Source organism: uncultured Formosa sp., assembly GCF_947500765.1.
Lineage (GTDB): Bacteria > Bacteroidota > Bacteroidia > Flavobacteriales > Flavobacteriaceae > Formosa.
Window position 1 is genome coordinate 206,750 of record NZ_CANMTH010000004.1, and the last position, 21,771, is coordinate 228,520.

Below are 21,771 nucleotides of genomic sequence, written 5' to 3' on the forward strand. Positions count from 1 at the left end.
AAAGTAGTTTATATATCTTTATTGTAGTTAGAAGATATTAAACTCATCATCTTTTTCTTATCCCATAATAATACTTTAGGCTCCCAAATAGCTATATTTTCTGTGTCTTGCAACATAGTATAAGATGCTAAGTACAGAAACGAACGTAAATTAATATTTGCGTTCTCTATTTCTGAAGCTTTAATTTTATTCAGTTTTCTAAGGGCTTTTTTAGGTTCTTTTAGAAGAATTAACTTTTGGATGTCTAACAATTTTACCCTTTGGTTTAGCGCAGATTTATTTTCTAAACTTTCTTTTTTTAAATACTCAATAGCTTCATCTAAATATATCGAAGCTAAACCGACTAATTCTGGTCGTATAATAGAGCTTGCAAAAAACGCAAAATCCATATATTTAGCTGATAAATAAAATGATGAATAAAAATCTTTATGCGCTTTATAATTTTGTATTTCAGATTTCAAAAAAGACGTATCTATACTATACTTATAGATAAAAACAGACAGATTTAAAAGATAATTGTTATTGGATACATTTAAGATATTACCATTTGCATCCATAATCTTTAGGCCGTCATCATTAAACGTATTAATATAATTAACAGATCTTTTATCTATTTTATCATAAAGTCTAGAATAATTATCCTCACTAAGTACTACAGGAACAAAATGCTCCCACATTAAACTATCTATAATGGGTTCAGAAAAGATATTCTCTAGATATACATCATGTTGGTTTCCATTGTTTATAGATGCAGCAATGCCATTATTATATGCATCTTCCCAAACTACGACTAATAATTTATTTTGAGTTAAAGCCAAGCGTTCTGCTACTTCCAAATTTGTCATCCATTCTTGAGCAGAACTAATGCTAAACGAAAAACTTAATAAAATAAAGAATAAAAATCTGTTCATAGGCTATTTAATACGTTTTTTCATTTCTTCTACTATATTAAAAGCGGCAGGACAAATAGCAACATTTTTTAAAGTAAGATTAGAAATTTGTTGAAACTTTTTTCTATCGGTATGCGGAAATTCTCGACAAGCTTTTGGTCTAACCTCATAAATAGAACAATAATTATCGGTACCTAAAAATGTACATGGCACACTTTGTAATACATAATCGTTATCTTCGTCTATACGTAAAAACTGCTCAATAAAACGCTGTGGTTTCATCTTAAAATGCTTAGAAATACGCTCCACATCTTTATCTGTAAACAACGGCCCTGTCGTTTTACAACAATTTGCACATTCTAAACAATCTGTACGTTTAAATTCGGTATCATGCAATTCTTGCATAATATAGTCTAATTGCTTTGGCGGTTTCTTTTTTAATTTTTTAAAAAAGTTAGTATTCTCGTTATGCTTATCTTTGGCCTCTTTAGGCAGATTTTTTAAAATATCTTGCATTTAACAAAAATACAATTTAATTAAAATAAATCATTTTTTAGACCACGAATAAAATCGACGCCATTTATTATGAAAGACCTTTTAGGACAAGCACTTTTAGATTACCAAAACGGTAATTACACCGAAGATATAATAACCTCAACCAATATTTCGGACGAAGACACTCTCCCTATTCCTTATTTATTTCGAGAATATAAAGACATGCCTAAACTAGAACAAAAGGCTTTAAAGCTAGCTAAAGGTCATGTTTTAGATGTTGGTTGTGGTGCTGGAGGACATAGTTTATATCTTCAAGAGAAAGGATTTACTCTTAAATCTATTGATATTTCTGAAGGCGCTATTTCGGTGTGTAAAAGTCGTGGTTTAAATCACGTAAAGGTTGCTTCTATTTTAGATGAAACCGAACAATTTGATACTGTTTTACTATTAATGAATGGTACAGGAATTTTTCAGAAATTAAGTTATGTAACGAAATATTTATCGCATTTAAAATCACTTTTAAAACCCAACGGACAAATTTTAATAGATTCTTCAGACATTCAATATATGTATGAAGATGAAGACGGTGGATTCTGGATTGACACCAATGCCAATTACTATGGCGAGCTTCATTACTATTTAAGTTATAAAGGAAAAAAAGAAGAACCTTTAACTTGGTTGTATTTAGATTTTGAAACCTTAAAAACAGCCTGCCTTACTGTAGGTTTAAATTGTGAAAACATACAAGAAGGCGACCATTTTGACTATCTAGCAAAGCTAACCGTTAGCGAACAGAAAAACCTTTAGCTTCTAATTTTTCGTTCACAGATTTATACATATCGCCACACCAGAAATCTGAAATGACTTGCATTTTTTCTTTCATACCGGATTGAGAATTAACTATCTTCTTTCCTGTTGTTGTTTTATAAAACGTATCGATTTGTTTTTTATCCTTTTTAGTCAAGGCATTCGGATTATTAATCATCGTTTGCCCAGCATGAGAGTTGTATAATGCATTCATACTTTGAATATCTTCAAGCGTGAAGAAATCTGAATACGCAGAAACTAATCTGCTATTTACAGCTTGCATAGCTTCTGGCTTCACTGTTTTTAATTCAGCCCAAGTTTCTTCAGGGATATCTAATTTAGCATATTGATCTTGCATTTGTTTGAAACAAGATTCGTAAATAGTTTCGTAATACGCATAGGTTCCATTGCTTTTAAGGCATTGTGCTGCGGCTTCTGAATAGGTGTTTGTTTGTGAAAAAACAGAGATAGAACACAATAAGCTAATACAAAAAGATAGCATTAATTTCATAGGGATAGCATTTAATTAGGGTTAGTTTTTTAACGAATTAAATATACTAAAAAACCACAAACCTGACTTTTAAATTAGAGTGATAAAGTCTTTATAATGTAAAAACAAAAAAAGCATCCAAAAGGATGCTTTTTGTTAAACGTATTTTATTTTCTTTTTAAAAGTCGAATTTATAAGTTGCTCCTCCTAACACCTGAAAGCCCTGAACATTATAATTACTCCAACGCTCGTAACTATCTCCTGCAACATTATTCAGGTTTAAAAACACTGTAAATCTATTACTAAAATTATAACCTGCATTAAAATTAATATCTACATAACCATCTAAGCTAATAACGGCATCTGGAGTTACAACATTATCTCCTGTTAGTACATTTAAATCTTTACGTTCGCCTACGTAGAAAATTTTCGCCCCCGCAAACCAACTATCATCAGACATATAATCTCCGAAAACAGATGCTTTTATATTTGGTAAATTCCAGGCTTCTTCTTCAAACTGTGTGTTGTAATTCATATACTCTGCACGTAGTCCCATTTTTAAGTTTCTATTCATCTCGACATTTACTTCAACCAATGCTTGAATGGTTTTAATATTATCATAAACTACCATAAATGAATTTCCGTATTTAAAAGAAGAAACAGCACTAGTCATAGTTGTTCCGCTTGCGGCAAATGTATTTTTTCTAAATAAAGCCTTATCATTTTCAGAAGTATATCCTAATTTAACATTATAACCAATATCGTTTGTAAATTTTCCTAACATACCGGCATAGGCATTAAAACTATTATCTGTAGGTTTTACATTAATGGTAGGTGATAAGAACTGATTAGACTGAGTAAAATCACGATATGTATTCTGAATAACATCTCCTGTTAAACCACCATAAGCAATAACAACATCGTCTACAATTCTAAAAGATCCTGTAATATTTGGAAACACATATAGGTTGCTCTCTGTATCATTCATTCCAAGCATATAATATGCAGAAGCCCCTATATTTAAAGTTAAGTTGTCGCGACGTAATTGATAAGATGGTGACACTCCAAATAATAAGTTTCCATATTCTGCTGCGGCATTAGGAAAAACATATGCTTCCCCAGCATGACCTTTTAAATATTCCAGTCTTACATCGGTTGTAATTTCTTCATCCATTATAGGCAAATCTACTTTCCCTTTAAATTTTAAAAGACTTTCTCCTGATTCAAATTCATCGTAAAAACGTCTTAATGTTAAACTACCTGATTTAACATAGGTATAATCAAAAGCGACATCTCCAATGGCATATAAATCATAAAAATTATGACTTACTGATATATTATCGTTTGTGGCATTTTCATAACGATTTTCTACACCATACCAATTGTATTTCTGACGTTCTAAACCTCCTTTAATACTCCACGTAATATCTCTTTGTCGTTTAATGTATTCTAATTCAACGTTTGTATTTGTAAATGAATTATCTAGAACCTTATCTTCTATACCTCCATTAGACATCTCTTGCGTTATTCTAGCTCCAAAAGATCCTATACGATTAAATTCTTTAGTGACATATAATTCTGAGATTAAATCTCCGTAAGATCCATAACCTAGTGTAAAATAGTTTTCATAAAATAATTCTGGTTTTTCACGTTCTACCATAGCTGCTTTACCTTTTGTAGGAATAAAAGTTGAAGCCACAGGAACCGAAAGAATATCATAATCTACAGTCTTTTTTGTTGTTGTAGCATTATCGTCTAAAGTAGGAGTTGTTTTTATTTTAAATGCATCTGAAATAGTTGGGGTGTATGGTTTAACCACATTAATAACATCTGTTTTAATAGTGTCTTTTTCCTGCGAATACATAAAAGTAACACTAAAGAGAAGTATAAAAGATGTTAATATATATTGAAATGTCTTATACATGATATAAGTAGATTTATTACAAGTTTAATTTTGGGTTTGTACTGAAGAATTGGTTTTAGCCTGTTCTTTCTTAATTTCTGTAAGCTGCTTATTCGCTTCGGAATAAACATCGTTATACGTTTTGAAATTTTCAATTACACTTTCAAGGATATAAGTTGCTTGAAAGGCATCTCCTAATTCTTTATAATTCATGGCCATTACAATTAAGCCTTTTGCACTAAAATATTTATAGCTTGAATAATCTTTTGCTAAACGCTGAACAGCAACATTAGAACCTTCATAATCTCCGTCTTGATGTTTAAAATAGGCGTTATAAAATAAAGCTTCTGCTGCAGTTTCTCCTGTTGCTACTTTACTTACTTCTTCGTAGGCTTCTTTTGCAATCTCTAGATCGTTAGAGTTAAATGCAGATCTTGCTATAATAATATGAGCATCGCTCTTAATTTTATTATCAATGGTTTTATTTTCTAAAACTTTATTAGCATAACTCACTGCACTTTTATATTTACTTAACTGATAATTTGCTTTCATTAAATTAGATTGTGCAAAAATTACATTCTGAGGGAAAGCGGCTTCTGCCTCTAAACGCTCTAACACAGGAATAGCATCTATCCAACTCTTTCCATCAAGATAACTTTGAGATAAATGCATTAATGCTTCCTCAGTAAACTCACTTCTTGGTGCATCTGCAACATACTTATAATGTGGTGCTGCATTTGCTTTCAATCCTTTTTTATAATACAATTGTGCTAAATAAAAGTGTGCTTCTCTGGCATGTAAGCCTTTTTTAAACTGATTTAAATATCCGTTAAATTGTTTTATTGCCTCATCTGTATTGTTATCTAAATATTTTTTCTCGGCAGCTTCATACGTAGAGTTATCTAAATCGGCATCTGTAACACTTACATAATCTAAGGTTTTTACCCAAGTCGCATAGGTATCTACTTTACCCAGATCTATATAAATTAAACGCGATGTAGCTACTGCTTGAATCGCTTCTGGTGTGCCTGGATAATTTGTAGCAACGGTTTCAAAACGGGCTAACGCACCTTCATTTTTATTATCATTGTAGAAAATTAATCCTTCACGAAGCATAGCCTTAGGTGTTAACGAGCTCATTCTATATTCTGTACTCAACCTATTATACATACTTACTGCTTTATCGTTCTGATTTAATTTTGTGTATGAATTTCCTAATTCATACATCGCATCGTCTCGCAATTTAGATTTAGGATAAGCATCTAGAAAATGCTCTAATTCTGAAATTTTTGTTTTAGAATTCCCAACATAACCATAACTAATCGCTTTTTGAAACGCAGCATAGTCCGATTCTATTTGATCTAATTTAATAGCCGAATCATACGCCTTAATTGCACTATCATAATTACTAGAAACAAAATAACTATCTCCTAAACGTAAATAGGCATCATTTAATTTCACCTGATCTTCGTTATAATTTTGAGTAAAAGTTCTAAAATGTTCTGTAGCTTGAGTATATGCTTTTTCTTTAAAATAGGCGTAGCCTAAATTATAATCGACTTCTTTACTTTCCTCGTTAGTAGTTACAGAAAACTGTAAGAATGTTTTAAAATCTAAAATAGCATCGTTATAATTATTTAAATTATAATTACTTTCTCCTTTCCAAAAATTAGCACGAGCAGTGTATTCTGGATTTACTTGCTCTTTTAAAGCAAGATCGAAAAAGTCTGATGCTTCTTTATATTTTTCGTCTCTTAACAACTCTAATCCTCTATAAAAAGCTACTTTTTGGTAAGCTTCTTTACTTGCCACATCTTTTTTACTTTCTAATATTTTTAAAGCTTCTGTGTAATTTTTAGATGTAATATAAGAATCGACTAACAAACCTTCTATTTCTGCACGATGAGCCGTTTCTGGATAAGCAGTTAAATATCCTGATAAAACAGAGGGAACAGACTCGTATGGATTTCCTGTTTCGTAACTAATTTTAGCATAATTATAAGTTGCGTCTTCTTTAATTTTTGGAACAAAATCCATTTGTGAAGCATTTCTAAAAGCATTTAAAGCTTCTGTTTTTTTACCCAAACGAATATAACTTTCGCCTAAATGATAATATGCATTTTGTGCAACACTATTTGCTCCACTAATTATTTTACTAAACTCGGAAATGGCACTTTCATAGTCAGCTTGTTTATAGTAGGCATATCCTAATAGATAATAATCGGTGTTACTCCACTTTCCTCTTTTACCTTCATATAATGTTAAATACGGTATCGCTTCACTGTAATTTCCTAAGTTGAAATAGCTTTCTCCAACTATTTTATTTAATTCAGATTCTTCTTCTCTGCTACTATACGGTATTTGTTCTTTAGCTAAGGCTATAGCTTGCTGAAAATTTCCTAATTTAAAATTTAAATCGGCCTTATAATAAGACATTTTTTCTCTGTATTTCTCTTGGTCTTTTACCTGATCAAAATACTGGTTTGCTTCCTTAACATCGTCGCTATCGTATGCCATATAACCAATATAATATTTGGCTTGCGCACCGTAAGTACTGGAGTTTTCTACTTTTGCTAAATACTTTCTTGCGTTATTATAATTTTTAGTTACAAAAGCAGTGTAACCTTTATTAAAATTATATCTATCTTTTTCAAGTACTGTTAGTGCACGCTCGTCTACACGGTCGTACCATTTTTTAGCACGCGCATACTTTCCGCCTTTAAAATAGAAATCTGCAACATCTATATAGGCAGAATTTCGTTTCGGACTAGTAGGATATTCAGACACAAATTCTTCAACCAAATCGTCTGCTTTAATTTGATTTAATCGAATAGCAGCACTCGCAATGTAATATGCACATTCCGATTTCATGACCTCTTCATTGGTTTTCTTTTGTATACTTGTAAATATATTCTGAGCCGCTAAATACTGTTTACTATTATATAAAGACAGTGCTTTTAAATAATCTGCCTGATCGTTTGTATAAATTGCTGTTTGCTGTGCCAGCATATGACCGCTCACAACAATTGCTAATAAAAATAATACAATTTTACTTCTAGTCATTAACCTTAAGTTTTATTTAAATCAAAGATAATTTAATCTGTATCCTTTAACGAAAAATTACGAAAATATTATTCATTAAAGCTACAAATTTGAAAAATATTTTTTAATAAAAAGCAATCTATCTCTATTTTATAAGTTATTATAAAATGATACATTTACAACACTAAAAAAACGATCTGTTATTATGTCGCAAACTGTTCTCGAATTAAAAGATGTTTCTATATTTCAAGGCGACAGCCTTGTACTTTCTAATGTAAATGTTGAAGTTTTCAAAGGAGATTTTGTGTATTTAATAGGAAAGACTGGTACAGGAAAAAGTAGTTTTATGAAAACCCTTTATGGCGACTTATCGCTTACACAAGGTGAAGGCAGTATTGTTGATTTTAACTTAAGAGCTTTAAAGGAAAAGGAAATTCCGTTTTTAAGACGAAAATTAGGTATCGTTTTTCAAGATTTCAAACTTTTAGTTGATAGAAATATAAATGAAAATTTACGTTTTGTATTAAAAGCTACTGGTTGGAAAGATAAATCGGCTATGCAAGGACGTATTGATGAAGTTTTAGAAAAAGTAGGCATGAAAACGAAAGGCTTTAAATTCCCTCACGAACTTTCTGGAGGCGAACAGCAACGTATTGCTATTGCTCGCGCATTACTTAATGACCCAGAACTTATACTTGCAGATGAGCCTACTGGAAATCTAGATCCGCAAACCAGTATAGAAGTTATGAAAGTACTACTAGATATTAATAAAAATGGAAATACCATTTTAATGGCCACTCACGATTACGCACTACTTTTAAAATACCCTAGCAAAACGTTAAAGTGCGAAAATAATCAACTATTCGAAGTTGTTCAACGTAAAAGTGAATAATGCTATCCATATTAATTCCAACATATAATTACAATAGCGTTCCTTTAGTTCAAGAGTTAGAAAAACAATGCATTGAATGTGATATTAATTTTGAAATTTTAGTATATGACGATGGCTCTAATTCTAATCTAAACACCACTAATAACAGCATAAATAAACTTAAAAACTGCACATTCAAGCCCTTACTTGAAAATATAGGCAGAAGCGCTATAAGAAATTTACTTGCTAAAAATGCGAAGTTTGATTCACTTATTTTTATAGATTCTGGCACATTTCCCAAAAAAAAAAATTTTATACAACAGTATATAAATTTGTCTAACGACGTTGTTAATGGAGGTATGACATTTACCGATTCAACTCCAGACAAACCGTACTTGTTACGATGGATTTACACAAAACATAGAGAATCTAAATCCCTTTGTTCTTCAAATTTTTTAATTAAAAAAACTGTTTTTGAAAAACATCCTTTTGACGAAAGTATTAAAACTTACGGCTGCGAAGACACTCTTTTATTTAATAATCTAAAAAAAAGTAACATTGATATTATTAAGATTGAAAACCCTGTTATTCACTTTCCAGATGACGATGCGACTACTTTTATAAAGAAAACAGAGCAAGCTATGTTTAATTTGTCTACCTTATATAAAGCAAAAAAAATTTCTACTAAAGAACATAAATTTCTGTTATTTTATTCTAGAATAAAAAAGGTAAAACTACTTAACTTAACAATATTTATGTTTAAAATATTGAAACCTCTTTTACTCAAAAATTTACTTGCCAATAAACCCAAATTATGGATTTTTGATTTTTATCGGTTTGGTTATATATGCGCTTTAAACAAAAAAAATGATTAAACTATCTATTATCATTTCTGTATATAATAAAGAGCGTCATTTAAAAGCCACTCTCGAATCTGTGATTAATCAATCCTACAAACAATTTGAAATTATAGCAGTAAATGACGGATCGACAGACAAGAGTTTGAGTGTTTTAAATCAAATTACAGATCCAAGATTACATGTTTTTAGTCAACCAAATTTAGGAGCTTCTGCCGCTAGAAACCGAGGGATTAAAGAAGCTAAGACGGATTACATTGCATTACTTGACGGTGATGATATTTGGCTACCAAATTATTTACAGGAAATGGTCGCAATCATAGAAAAACATCCAAGTGCACACGTATTTGCTTGTGCCATTGCCTACGCATATACTAAAAAAATAGTTCCAGTTTCTTACAATTTTAAAGACTCCGAATCAATAAAAATTAGAGATTACTTTAAAAGTAGTTTAAACAGTTATACCTTATTAACCAGTTCAAGTACAATCTTCAAAAAAGAAATTATTAAAACTACCGGTTGGTACGACACTTCTATTAAATCGGGTCAGGATACAGATTTTTGGATTCGGATAGGCATGCATTATCAGGTGGTGTTTTTAAACCGTGTATTAGTACACTATAGGTACATTAATGATAGTTTATCTAATACCTCTTTTAATCCAAATACAAAACCAAAATACGATAAGTACAAAACTAAAGAATCTCTAAACACTGATTTAAAAGCATTTGTAGATAGAAACAGATACTCCATAGCCATTTTAAGCAAATTAAACAACAATAAAGCCGCATACAAATTCTACAAAAGCGCTATAGATTTAAAAAACTTACGTACAGATCAAAAAATATTATTACACTGTCCATGTTGGCTACTAAAAACACTATTAAAAATAAAAGCTCTAAAAGGACGTAAAGTGTATTATCTACCTTTAAAAGATAAGTAATCTTCGTAATCTCTTATATAATCATTTTCATTAAATTCTGCTGAAGCCAAAACTAAACACACAGATCCTGAAGAAAAATTTTCTATTTCACGCCAAATCCCAGGTACAATTAACAATCCTATATCTGGCTTATTCATAGTAATTACACGCTCTCCTTCACCATCTTTTACGCGAACTTCAAAACTACCACTTACAGGAATTAAAAACTGATATAACGTTTTATGCGCATGGCCACCTCGAGACGCATCACTAGGCACATCATACAAGAAGTATACACGTTTAATTTCAAACGGAATACAATCCTTTTCAATCACTGCTAAATTCCCTCGAATGTCTTTAATTTTCGGAATTTCAATACGCTGTAAATCGTTTACTCTTGACGTTATATTTTGTGTAGTAGTTGTTTCCAATCGTTTGTTATGTTTTTAACTGAAAATCGTTGCACACTTTCTTTAGCATTCGATTTACATGTTTGATATAAAGTTTCATTTACTATTAAACTATTCATTGCTTGAGATATGGCATTAACATTAAAGTTTTCAACTAACATCCCATTATATCCCGAAGTAATAACTTCGCTTGGTCCGGACTTACAATCTACAGAAATTACAGGTGTTCCTACCCCCAATGCTTCTGGAATAACCATAGGAAAACCTTCATGTCTGCTAGTTAACATTGCAAAACGCGCATGCTTTACATAAGGATACGGATTTATTGTAAATTCTTTAAACACCACATCATCTTTCAAGTTTAATTTTTGCACATAATCTTGAATACCCTTTAAATCTGGACCATCTCCAACAAGCAACAGTTTTACGTTTTGTTCTATCAAAATAGATTGTTTATAAGCTTCTAATAATAATTTTAAATTTTTAGATTCATCATGAATTCGTCCAAAGAAAATAATATAATTTTCAACTTCTAAATCGGCTATACTTATTGCTTCAGCCTTCAAATTTAGCTCCTCAAAATCAAATCCATTATAAATACACTCTATGTGATTTAAATCTAATGCTTGTCTAAAATAATTTGCAGCAGATTCAGAAACCGCAACCATATTTTTGTTTTTATACAAATACGTATTCAACCATTTATAGGGTGTAAACGCTTTAGAAATTTTATAACAATGTAGCACATAAACTACAGAAATTCCAGCATAAATCCATTTAGAAACCAGGAATTCTCTATAGGCTTGTACTCGTGACCTCCCATCAATTACAACATCAAAATTATGTGTTTTTAAATACGCCTTAAAATGTTGTAAACGCTGCAACCGTCCTAAAACAGAATCGTTCTTACTCTTTAAAGCGCCTAAATTTAAGAGTGTGCCTTTATATTCAAAATCAATATTATTTAACACAATTACAATATGTACATCGTAATTTAAATGATGTAACATAATAGATAATTGCGCAGCCGATCGCTCTGCCCCCCCTTTTCCTAAAGAAGATGCTACAATACATACCTTTTTATTGTTTCTTTGCAATGAGTCTAATTTTAAATCAATCAAATATACTAAATGAAAATCTTATTAATAGGAGAATATAGCCGACTTCATAATTCTTTAAAAGAAGGTTTGGAGAAACTAGGCCATGATGTTACTATTATTGGATTTGGAGACTATTTTAAAGATTATCCAGTAGATATAAAACTATCTAAAAACTACCAAACAGGGTTTTCTAAATTTATAAAGCGTGTGCTTTACAAGTTTTTTAAATTTGATTTGATTTCTCACGATATAAAGAAACAGTTTTACGCCGTAAAGCATAAGCTTAAAGGTTACGATATTGTTCAGCTTATAAATGAAAACTCCTTAAACACTGTTCCTAAAATTGAAAAACAATTATTAGAATACATTTTTAACAACAATAAAAATGTATTTCTACTATCCTGTGGAACTGATTATATAAGTATAAATTTTGCTTACAATGAAGGTTTTAAATACTCTATTCTAACACCTTATTTTGAAAAAAAAGAAGCTAAAAAAACGTTCTATTACGCTTTAAAATTTACCACTGAAAAGTATAAAAAATTACATCACTACATATACTGCAATATAAAAGGTGTAATTGCTTCAGATTTAGATTATCATTTACCTTTAAAAAACAACTCTAAATATTTAGGTATAGTTCCTAACCCAATTAATACCGATATTTTAAAATTTTCTCCTTTAAAAGTTAAAGATAAAGTTGTAATATTTCACGGCGTAAACTCTACAAAATACTATAAAAAAGGAAACGATTTCTTTAGCAAAGCCTTACAGATTATAAAAACAAAATTTAACGATAAGGTTGAAATTATAACGGTTAAAGATTTACCTTATAAAGTATATATTGAAGCATTTAATAAAGCACATATTGTATTAGACCAAGTTTATGCTTACGACCAAGGCTTTAATGCTTTAGAAGCTATGGCAAAAGGTAAAGTTGTATTTACAGGAGCAGAACAAGAGTGGTTAGATTACTATCATTTAAAAGAAAACACAGTTGCTATTAATGCATTACCAGATGTAGATTATTTAGTTAAGGCTTTAGAATGGCTTATTTTAAATCCTGAAAATATTGAAACCATATCTAAAAACGCACGCCACTTTATTGAATCTGAGCATTATTATGTAAACACAGCTAGGTTATATTTAGACTTATGGACTAACGATTAATCTTCTTCGTTCTCTTTAATATCTTCGTCCTGGTCATGATCGTGTTCTTCATTTAAAATTCCACCTTCTTGAATCACACCAAATAATGACGAACTAAAAATAAGCAATATAATACCGTAATACATTACATAGGTTACAAAGTGTGCAATTGTAGCCCCTTTAACACCGTATAAATCGATGAAATAAATACTTGTTAAATACAATGTCATTACAGAAAAAGCTTCCGTAATAATGTAATGCCAAAACATTTTTTTAGCTAAAAATTGATAAGAAATCACAATAGAAAGCACTTTTATAAAGTCTCCTAAAAGTTGCCATAAGAAAAGATCTTCAACAGGTTTAAACTCATCTGTAAAAACAATAGCAACGATAAATCTTCGAAGTAAAAAGATAACTAATAACCCTAAACCAAATACTGGAATAATTGTTTTATAGAATCCAAAAACCTCTTCTCTAAACTCTTTATTGTTATCAATTTCAGAAAAACGCGGCAAAATATAAAGCGACATTAACGAACTCACAAACATTAAATAGTATTTAGATATTCTGGTCATTGCCTCCCAAAATCCAGCGTCTTTAAACCCAACATTATCAATAATATATGTACGAATAGAAATTGCAACAAGGGGTAATACAATAGCTGTAAACAAAGCCATTACAGAATAAGAACTCAGGTTTTTTATATTGGCATAATTAACCTGACTTGAGCGAATAAGCGGAATTAAACTTCGTTGATTGACAACACCCACTAATGTGATTAAAAAAATAATAGATTCTGCAATAACGATAGAAATTAATGCGCCATCTATTTTATTTTGATAAATAAGAATTAAGGTAATAGAAGATCCTAAAATCTGACCTATAATATTAACAACAAGTAACATTCTATACTTAGAAAAGCCATTCATTATAGAAAACGCAAACATATTCATAGAATAAAACGGAAGCGCAACAGCCATAATACGAATAACATACGCGTAATCGTTATAGGTAGGAAATATAAGTGTATTTATAAATTCGGCATTAAAATAACATAGAAAAGAGACTACAATGGTAGAGATAAACCCGAGATAAAATGCTGTAGATAATGTTTTACTAAGCTCGACGGTATCGTTTTTAAACTCGGCAATATACTTTACCATACCATTATACATTCCTAAAACAGCAAAGGATTGCATAGAGCTTACAAAGTTTCTTAAATTTCCTATTAAAGCTAGACCTTCTGCTCCGATAAAAATAGCGATCGCTTTAGAGGTTAAAAAACCTGTCACGATTTTAATAATTACAGATGCAGAATTTAAAGATGCAACTTTAACTAAAACATTATTATTTATATAATCTATTAATTTCTTCAATTAATATGCGTTTAATACATTTATTAAATAATCCACATCATGACTTTCCATGACTGGACTTATGGGCAAACTTACAATTGTATTGTGAATTTGCTCTGTTATTGGAAGTTTTAAATGATTAAAATCTATTAAAGCTTCTTGTTTGTGTGGAGGGACTGGATAATGGTTTAATGTTTCTATTAGATGCTTTTTAGTATAGGACATAAAATGATCCCTTTGGGCTACTCTAACTACAAATAGATGAAATACATGAGACGCCAAACCAGTGTATAAAGGTAATATTATTTTATTATTTTTAATATTTGCAAGGTATCGATTTGCAATTTTTCGACGAACGTCATTATCTGCTTCTAATCGATTTAATTTCACACTTAAAAACAAGGCTTGGATTTCGTCTAATCTAGAATTACAACCAACTAACTCATTTACATACTTTGAAGTTGTCCCATAATTACGGAGTTTTTTAATTGTATTAGCAAGCTCTTCATTATTTGTTGTAACAGCACCACCATCTCCTAATGCTCCTAAATTTTTACTTGGGTAAAAACTAAAAGCAGCGGCATGACCTAAATTTCCAGCCTTTCTACCATCATGATAAACCGCACCGTGTGCTTGTGCTGCATCTTCTATGATTAGTAAATTATTTTGATTGGCACAATTTTGAATAGCATCTATTTCTGCCAATTGCCCATATAAATGAACCGCTAAAATAGCTTTGGTCTTGGATGAGATTTTTTGTTCTAAATCGGAAACAGATATATTATACGTTTCTAAATCGGGCTCTACAAATACCGGTTTTAAACCAGCCTGAAGAATTGCTAAAACACTCGCGATATAAGTGTTTGCAGGCACTAAAACTTCATCTTGTTCTTGCAATTTACCTAAAGCAACATATCCTTTTAAAATAAGTGTAATCGCATCTAACCCATTTCCCACTCCAATAGCAAATGTTGTCCCGCAAAATTTAGCAAACTCTTCCTCAAAAGTTTGAACACCTTGTCCTAAAATATAATAACCTGAATCTAAAAATTCTTGAAATTTTAATTGAAATTCCGGATGAAATCGTTCATTAATTTTATGTAAATCTAAAAATTTAATCATATGAAAACATCTTCTAAAGCTTTAAAAGTCTTTGTTTCTAACGTATAAAAGTCTTGAATAATTGTACGCGCTCCAAATCCTTCTTTCCAAAACTGAAGACCTCCATTAATTTGTCTGCCTTCATTTTCGTTCGAAGTGCCAAAATCGAAATACAATTTATCTTTAAATACTGTTTCTATTAAGTATGCATGTAAAGCATCTAAACTGCCTAATTCGTTTTTTAAATTGTTACCCGAAATATACTGAGAATGCACTACATTATCGGTTTCAAAAACAGTTGTTCCTGCTACAATATGTTGACCTTGATACACATTAAACTGACGAATATTTTTAGGAAATTTAGATTTAAGAAATCTAATTTCTTCTAAACTATGAACAGGAGAAGCCTTATGTTTTTTTGATAAATTTGGAATTAAAATAATATTCCAGAACGCCTCAAAAGTATCCACTTCTTTAATAATTAACTCGTGTTTCTTTGCCCGTTTACACCCTTCAATTCTACTTTTTGAAAATTTAATAGGTGAATTTAAGTTAATAACAGACAATGCATCGCGACGATATAAATTAGCATTTAACAGAAACATTAAATACAACAATTCATCGTTTGGTAAGGCTGAATAAATTGAAGGTAACAACTTTAAATTTAAAGTAGAAACACCTTCTAGAGCCAGATATTCCAGTAATTCTTTAAAAATATCGAAAACAACTTGAAACTTCGTTTTAGAATCAACTAATAATCCGCCATACGTTAATCCTTGGTGAGAATACAATACACCATCTTTATGGTTTGCAGGTAAAAGCGCTATTAATTTATCTTTTTTAAAAACCAATAAAGAATAATCGTTGAAACGGTCCTTATGATATTCCATAAAATCTCTATGAAATAAAAAAGTTCCGTTTTTTGCTTTAGACACAAATGCATTCCAAAGCTCAAAATCTTGCGTTTGATAACGCTTTACTTTAAATTGATTCATTAATTAAAAATACATTTTATTGTGTAAGTATACTATCAATTAGTTTTGAAAATTTTTCTGCACCTTGAGTATTCAAATGGTCTACATCTATAAAATCCTGTCTACCAAAACGCTTATCATTCAGAAAATTGAAATACAAACAGTTATCATGATTAACACTCATTAAAGTTCCTGCTCTAATTGTTTTTTCTAGTTGTAAACTATCCAGTTTTTCAACATAACTACTATATGCAGGCATAGTAACTAACAATACTTTAATACTTTTTTTATTACATTCTTGTATAATTGTCTCTAAACTTTTAAAATTATCGGCATATAAAGCATCATTCTTTGCGAAGTGTTTTTTAGCGATAATTGCACTTAATACATCTATATCTTCAGGTTTATAATCCATATTATGAGTGCCCCAGCCCGATGTATTTACAAATTCAGGAGTTTCTTTTAATATATAAAAATTATAAATCCGTTCTAGGTTATACTTGAGCTTAACACTAAAAATCTCAAAATGATGTTTCATTTTAGACTCTAAATTTACATCGGTATATATTTTGTAATTTTTAATTCTCCAGCTTTCGTCTCCCTCTTTTAATTGCTCGAAAAGTGTTGTATAAGACAGTCTTAAAACTACAGTTTCTAAACTGTCTAATGTATTTATATATTGGTGTATAATATTGTAATCTATATCTATAGTCTGAGACACATTTCCATAATTAATAGCTTCTTTGGTTAAAAAATCGGGGTTAATCCCATATAAAACATGAGAACTTCCTACCAAAAGTGTTTTAATTCTTTGATGATTTACATTTATATAATCTGATTTAACTTGATATGCGTTAGGAATATACCTTAATAAAAATTCCATAACGCAACCAGCTACCAAAACAGGGAGACAGAAAAACAAAAATAGATTTAGGAATTTTTTCATTTAAAATTGAAAATAGATGAATTGTTGTGGTTTGGCATAAAAGTAAAAAATACAAAATACAAGTAGGTAATAAAAGCCCCATCTGTATTGGCGCTTCCATTTGCCTCCTATCTTTTCTATAGCATATTCATTCGTTTTCCCAATCCATTCAATACACAAAAAAACAAGTATGCATAGAAAAACAAGTATCGCTCCTGTTCGATTTGCAAATTGAGGAATGGTAAACAATGTTATTGAAAAAATTTCCTTAAGGTAACTTATAGCTGTCTGTAAATCGTCTGCTCTAAAAAACACACGGGCTAAAACTAAAAAACTGAATGTTTTTAAAATACCGATTAGTTCTGTTTTACTTGGAATAAGATGATTCTGTATTTCTCTTTTTTTATCCGATCGTTTTTTCCTCCAGATAATTAGAGGTAAAAAATATAATGCATTTATAAAACCATAAACGATAAACTTCCAAGCTGCACCGTGCCAGAAGCCTATTAGAAGAAAAATTATAATAGTATTTCTAATCTGAAACACTTTAGACCCCTTGTTTCCGCCTAACGGAATATACACATAATCTCTAAACCATGTGGTTAATGAAATATGCCAACGGCTCCAAAATTCGCCTATATTTTTAGCAAAATACGGGAAAGCAAAATTCTTCGATAAATTAAAACCAAACAATCTAGAAACTCCAATTGCAATATCCGAGTATCCCGAAAAATCGCAATAGATTTGAATGGTAAATAGAAAGGCACCAATTAACAAGGTGCTACCAGAATACAGCTCATGATTACCAAAAAACTCATCAACATAAAAGGCACAATTATCTGCAATAACCATCTTTTTAAACAATCCCCAAAGCATTTGCTTTAAACCATCTACAGCTGTATTAAAATTAAAAACACGTTTGGCTTCAAACTGAGGTAGTAATTTCTTAGCCCGTTCTATTGGTCCAGCAACCAACTGCGGAAAAAAGCCTACAAAAGCCATAAAACTGATAAAATTTTTAGTTGGTTCTAGCTGTTTTCTATAAATATCTATAGTATAACTTAAAGTCTGAAACGTATAAAAACTGATTCCTACTGGCAGAATAATATTAAGTGAATTATAACGTAGATTGTTACCAAATAAAGAAAAAACATTCACGAAATTTTCAAGAAAAAAATTATAGTATTTAAAAACACCTAGTAAGCCTAGATTTATAGAAACACTAATACACAATAAAACGTTCCTTTTAAAATCGTCTTGTTGTTTAGATAAGGCTAAGCCAATCATGTAATCTACACAAGTGCTAAAAAAAATAAGCGATAAAAAACGCCAATCCCACCACGCATAAAAAAGGTAACTCGCCACAACTATTAATACATTCTGAACACGCAAATTACGTTTACAAACAAACCAATAGAGTATAAAAACTATGGGCAAGAAGACTGCAAAATCTAACGAATTGAATAGCATAAATAGTAATAGTCTGTATTAACTGTTATTTAGACCAACAAAGCAGTTCTAAAATAAGGCTAAACATTATAACTTTAATTGTGAATATTTATTTAGTTACGAATATAAATATTTAGCAATAAGTTTTGCTTTATTTCTCTAAGCAATTCACTATTAAAAAAAATAGAATTTGCATGCCATCTGAAATTTTAAACAAAAAAAATTAAAATATAACTTAGATAAAATATTAACTGTTTTTACAATCACAAAAACAATAACAATCATGCGTTTTTCTATTACACGTTACACATTTCACTTATATTTACATATAACATAAATTTAAGCCTAGCGTGACCAATAAATTGTCTGAAAAATCATTTTTATTCATTATTATTTCGACTTTTTTTATAGGTTTAGTTATAGTACTAAACAGACCTATTACCTTATCTAATGATTCTGAAGGATATTTAAACATGGTTATTACGCGATCGGCCAGTTATCCTATTTTTTTAGATATTATCCGTTCTCTATTTGGCTCTTTATTTAACACAGCTACTAAAAGCATTCAATATTTATTAGGCATTAGCGCTATTTTTTATTTTATTTCAACGATAAAAAAGCACTATAAATTAGAGACCATTTGGCTGGTACTTCTCAATATTATTTTAATTACTCCTTATCTATACAACCACAAACTAGCAAACGTATTCCTATCTGAAGCACTTGCTTATCCGCTTTATTTAATCACAATAAGTTTGTTTTTAAAGAGCATCTTTATCTCAAAAACAAAACCAATTATAATTGCACTTCCTGTTCTTTTAGTCTTAATACAAACACGAAGTCAATTCTTGTTTTTAATCCCTATAGCAATTGGTATCCAGATATGGTTTTGGTATGAAAATAAAAAACTAGAACACAAATGGCTATTAGCTCTACTTATTTTATTTCCGCTAATAAGCACCGTTACAGATAAAACTTATCATAAATTTGCACACAATCATTTTATATCTACACCCTGGACTGGGATTCATTTATTAACCCCTGCTTTTTTTGTTGCCGATAAGGATGATTATGCCCTTTACGAGTCAAAAATTGAACAAGATTTTTACAAAAAGACCTATTCAGATTTAGCTGAAAAACATTTAAATGTTCATGAATTTGATACAGATTCTAATAACACCGATGAACTTGCTGTATATGTAGAATATTACGCAGATATTGCAAACCACACCATTCTTCCGGCAGGACTACACCTTGTAGATTCATTGAAAACGCATGATGACAAATTAATTGAAGTAGACCAACTCACCAAGAAAATGAGTATTCCTCTTATTCTAAATAATTTTAAACCTTGGCTAAAGCTTTATATTAAAAATTTTACATATGCTTTTGGCAATTCAAAATACACCTTATTACTATTTATAATCTTAATTTTTAGCCTTATAAAAAGTATCAAAACAAATCAGATAGCATATAAACTTATTCTATTTGTTTCATTATTAAGTCTCCTAAATGTTGCTTTAATCTCTATAGGAATGCATACTTTAAAACGTTTTACTTTTTATAACGATTGGGTTCTTTTTCTTATTGTCTTCATTTTAATCAGCGCTAAAAACAGTATAAACAAATCAAAACCATGAGTATTGAATTAACGGTTGTTATGCCTTGTTTAAATGAAGCTGAAACCTTAGCAACCTGTATAAAAAAAGCGCAATCTTTTTTTGAATCGCACACTATTACGGGTGAAATTATTATTGCAGATAACGGTAGCACAGATGGCTCTATACAGATTGCAGAAGAACTTAATACAACAGTTGTACACATTATAACAAAAGGATACGGAAGTGCCTTAAAAGGAGGCATTGAATCTGCAAAAGGCAAATACATTATCATGGCAGATGCAGATGATAGTTATGATTTTTCTGCCTTGTTGCCTTTTTTAATACAATTACGTGCTGGTTACGATTTGGTTGTTGGGAACCGATTTAAAGGCGGAATACAAAAAGATGCCATGCCTTTTATTCATAAATATTTAGGTAATCCTGTATTATCTTTTATTGGAAAGCTATTTTATAACATTGAAATTGGAGACTTTCACTGCGGGTTGAGAGGATTTTCTAAAGAAGCATTCTTAAAAATGAATTTAAAAACTTCGGGAATGGAATTTGCTTCAGAAATGATTGTAAAGTCTAAACTTCAAAACTTAAAGATAACAGAAGTTCCAACCATTTTATATCCCGATGGTAGAACTAGAAAACCACATTTAAATACATGGCAAGATGGATGGAGACATTTACGTTTCTTATCGCTTTACAGTCCCAATTGGTTATTTTTGTATCCAGCAATCTTTTTAATGGTTATAGGGATAATAAGCTCTACTCTACTTCTAATAAACCCCATACAGGTTAGAAGTATTATTTTAGATGTTCATACATTATTATATACCTCTAGTTTTGTTTTAATAGGATTTCAGTTTCTAGTTTTTTATTGTTTAACAAAAATTTACGCGGTAGAAAACGACTTATTACCCAAAAGCAACCGTTACAATACCCTATTTAAATACATTAATTTAGAACGCGGTTTAGTGCTTGGTTTTTTAATTCTAATTGTAGGATGTGGACTAAGTTATTACGGATTGTTTATATGGAAAAGTAAAGATTTCGGAAACTTAAATCCGACCAACACATTACGTATTGTTATTCCTGCCGTATTTACTATTTTACTTGGAATACAGGTTATTTTATTTAGCTTATTTTTTAGTATACTCGGACTTAAAAACAATCGCTAGATTGAAGTACTTACCTCTTCTTTAAGAATAAATAATAGGCATTTATAAACATAATAGAACCGTTAGTAATTACAACCGGCCAAGATGTCTGAAGCATAAATCCATAAGCAACAAAGAGAGCACAGCCAACAGAGTTTACTATTCTTAACTTAGTAACATCTTTCATTGTAAAGGATATTAGCAAAATAAAAGATGCTAAATAGCCTACCCATTCTGTTATAGAAATTCCTAATACATCCATAA

20 protein-coding genes are annotated in these 21,771 nt (G+C 30.3%); 7 read left to right on the top strand and 13 right to left on the bottom strand.

Annotation, left to right across the window (positions count from 1 at the left end; genetic code table 11):
- Positions 1-8: 8 nt before the first annotated feature.
- Positions 9-911 (bottom strand): hypothetical protein, encoded by a 903-nt coding sequence (locus Q1B05_RS09830; RefSeq protein ID WP_299780146.1) that lies wholly within the window; start codon positions 909-911, stop codon positions 9-11.
- Between the two features lie 3 nt (positions 912-914).
- Complete coding sequence (locus Q1B05_RS09835) at positions 915-1,406, bottom strand: YkgJ family cysteine cluster protein (RefSeq protein ID WP_299780148.1); 492 nt, start codon at positions 1,404-1,406, stop codon at positions 915-917.
- Between the two features lie 69 nt (positions 1,407-1,475).
- Here Q1B05_RS09835 and Q1B05_RS09840 point away from each other — a divergent pair, with 69 nt between their 5' ends.
- Entirely contained in the window at positions 1,476-2,192 is a 717-nt protein-coding gene (locus tag Q1B05_RS09840) for a class I SAM-dependent methyltransferase (protein WP_299780150.1), read from the top strand.
- Here the strand turns inward: Q1B05_RS09840 and Q1B05_RS09845 are convergent.
- The 3 genes from Q1B05_RS09845 to Q1B05_RS09855 form a co-directional block, all read right to left on the bottom strand.
- Positions 2,170-2,703: a hypothetical protein gene (locus tag Q1B05_RS09845; protein WP_299780152.1), complete on the bottom strand. Its 534-nt coding sequence runs from the start codon at positions 2,701-2,703 to the stop codon at positions 2,170-2,172. The two genes, Q1B05_RS09840 and Q1B05_RS09845, sit on opposite strands and share 23 nt — an antisense overlap.
- 157 nt (positions 2,704-2,860) lie before the next feature.
- Entirely contained in the window at positions 2,861-4,606 is a 1,746-nt protein-coding gene (locus tag Q1B05_RS09850; RefSeq protein WP_299780154.1) for a TonB-dependent receptor, read from the bottom strand.
- 24 nt (positions 4,607-4,630) lie between these two features.
- Positions 4,631-7,648: a tetratricopeptide repeat protein gene (locus tag Q1B05_RS09855; RefSeq protein WP_299780156.1), complete on the bottom strand. Its 3,018-nt coding sequence runs from the start codon at positions 7,646-7,648 to the stop codon at positions 4,631-4,633.
- A 184-nt stretch (positions 7,649-7,832) separates the two neighbouring features.
- Here Q1B05_RS09855 and Q1B05_RS09860 point away from each other — a divergent pair, with 184 nt between their 5' ends.
- From Q1B05_RS09860 to Q1B05_RS09870, 3 genes are read left to right on the top strand one after another with little or no spacing between them, the layout of a single operon-like run.
- The gene (locus Q1B05_RS09860) at positions 7,833-8,519 is read left to right on the top strand and encodes an ATP-binding cassette domain-containing protein (protein WP_299780158.1); all 687 of its coding nucleotides are present in this window, start codon (positions 7,833-7,835) and stop codon (positions 8,517-8,519) included.
- Positions 8,519-9,373, top strand: a complete 855-nt coding sequence (locus Q1B05_RS09865) for a glycosyltransferase family 2 protein (protein ID WP_299780160.1) — start codon at positions 8,519-8,521, stop codon at positions 9,371-9,373. The genes Q1B05_RS09860 and Q1B05_RS09865 overlap by 1 nt, the downstream gene beginning before the upstream one ends.
- Positions 9,366-10,298 carry a glycosyltransferase gene (locus Q1B05_RS09870; protein ID WP_299780162.1) on the top strand — a complete coding sequence of 311 codons (933 nt, stop codon included), beginning with the start codon at positions 9,366-9,368 and terminating at the stop codon, positions 10,296-10,298. Before Q1B05_RS09865 ends, Q1B05_RS09870 begins: the two co-directional genes overlap by 8 nt.
- Here the strand turns inward: Q1B05_RS09870 and Q1B05_RS09875 are convergent.
- Together Q1B05_RS09875 and Q1B05_RS09880 are read right to left on the bottom strand one after the other, a co-directional pair.
- On the bottom strand, positions 10,274-10,708 hold the full coding sequence (locus Q1B05_RS09875; RefSeq protein ID WP_299780164.1) for an FdtA/QdtA family cupin domain-containing protein: 435 nt from the start codon (positions 10,706-10,708) through the stop codon (positions 10,274-10,276). The genes Q1B05_RS09870 and Q1B05_RS09875 overlap by 25 nt on opposite strands.
- Positions 10,681-11,784: a glycosyltransferase gene (locus Q1B05_RS09880; RefSeq protein WP_299780166.1), complete on the bottom strand. Its 1,104-nt coding sequence runs from the start codon at positions 11,782-11,784 to the stop codon at positions 10,681-10,683. Before Q1B05_RS09880 ends, Q1B05_RS09875 begins: the two co-directional genes overlap by 28 nt.
- A gap of 33 nt (positions 11,785-11,817) precedes the next feature.
- Here Q1B05_RS09880 and Q1B05_RS09885 point away from each other — a divergent pair, with 33 nt between their 5' ends.
- Complete coding sequence (locus Q1B05_RS09885; protein WP_299780168.1) at positions 11,818-12,957, top strand: glycosyltransferase; 1,140 nt, start codon at positions 11,818-11,820, stop codon at positions 12,955-12,957.
- On the opposite strand, the gene Q1B05_RS09890 is transcribed toward Q1B05_RS09885, so the two are convergent.
- The 5 genes from Q1B05_RS09890 to Q1B05_RS09910 all read right to left on the bottom strand — a co-directional run bounded on the left by Q1B05_RS09890 (position 12,954) and on the right by Q1B05_RS09910 (position 18,761).
- Complete coding sequence (locus Q1B05_RS09890; RefSeq protein ID WP_299780170.1) at positions 12,954-14,312, bottom strand: O-antigen translocase; 1,359 nt, start codon at positions 14,310-14,312, stop codon at positions 12,954-12,956. The two genes, Q1B05_RS09885 and Q1B05_RS09890, sit on opposite strands and share 4 nt — an antisense overlap.
- Complete coding sequence (locus Q1B05_RS09895; RefSeq protein WP_299780172.1) at positions 14,313-15,413, bottom strand: DegT/DnrJ/EryC1/StrS aminotransferase family protein; 1,101 nt, start codon at positions 15,411-15,413, stop codon at positions 14,313-14,315.
- Positions 15,410-16,387, bottom strand: coding sequence for a GNAT family N-acetyltransferase (locus Q1B05_RS09900; RefSeq protein ID WP_299780174.1), 978 nt, complete (start codon positions 16,385-16,387; stop codon positions 15,410-15,412). The genes Q1B05_RS09895 and Q1B05_RS09900 overlap by 4 nt, the downstream gene beginning before the upstream one ends.
- A 16-nt stretch (positions 16,388-16,403) precedes the next feature.
- Positions 16,404-17,249, bottom strand: a complete 846-nt coding sequence (locus Q1B05_RS09905) for a hypothetical protein (protein WP_299780176.1) — start codon at positions 17,247-17,249, stop codon at positions 16,404-16,406.
- 63 nt (positions 17,250-17,312) lie between these two features.
- A complete protein-coding gene (locus Q1B05_RS09910; RefSeq protein WP_299780178.1) occupies positions 17,313-18,761 on the bottom strand; it encodes an MBOAT family O-acyltransferase in 1,449 nt (482 codons plus the stop codon).
- Between the two features lie 329 nt (positions 18,762-19,090).
- On the opposite strand from Q1B05_RS09910, the gene Q1B05_RS09915 reads away from it, so the two are divergent.
- Positions 19,091-20,380: a hypothetical protein gene (locus Q1B05_RS09915; RefSeq protein ID WP_299780180.1), complete on the top strand. Its 1,290-nt coding sequence runs from the start codon at positions 19,091-19,093 to the stop codon at positions 20,378-20,380.
- Positions 20,377-21,528, top strand: coding sequence for a glycosyltransferase family 2 protein (locus tag Q1B05_RS09920; RefSeq protein WP_299780182.1), 1,152 nt, complete (start codon positions 20,377-20,379; stop codon positions 21,526-21,528). Before Q1B05_RS09915 ends, Q1B05_RS09920 begins: the two co-directional genes overlap by 4 nt.
- Before the next feature lie 10 nt (positions 21,529-21,538).
- On the opposite strand, the gene Q1B05_RS09925 is transcribed toward Q1B05_RS09920, so the two are convergent.
- Complete coding sequence (locus tag Q1B05_RS09925; protein ID WP_299780185.1) at positions 21,539-21,769, bottom strand: uroporphyrinogen decarboxylase; 231 nt, start codon at positions 21,767-21,769, stop codon at positions 21,539-21,541.
- Between the last annotated feature and the right edge of the window lie 2 nt (positions 21,770-21,771).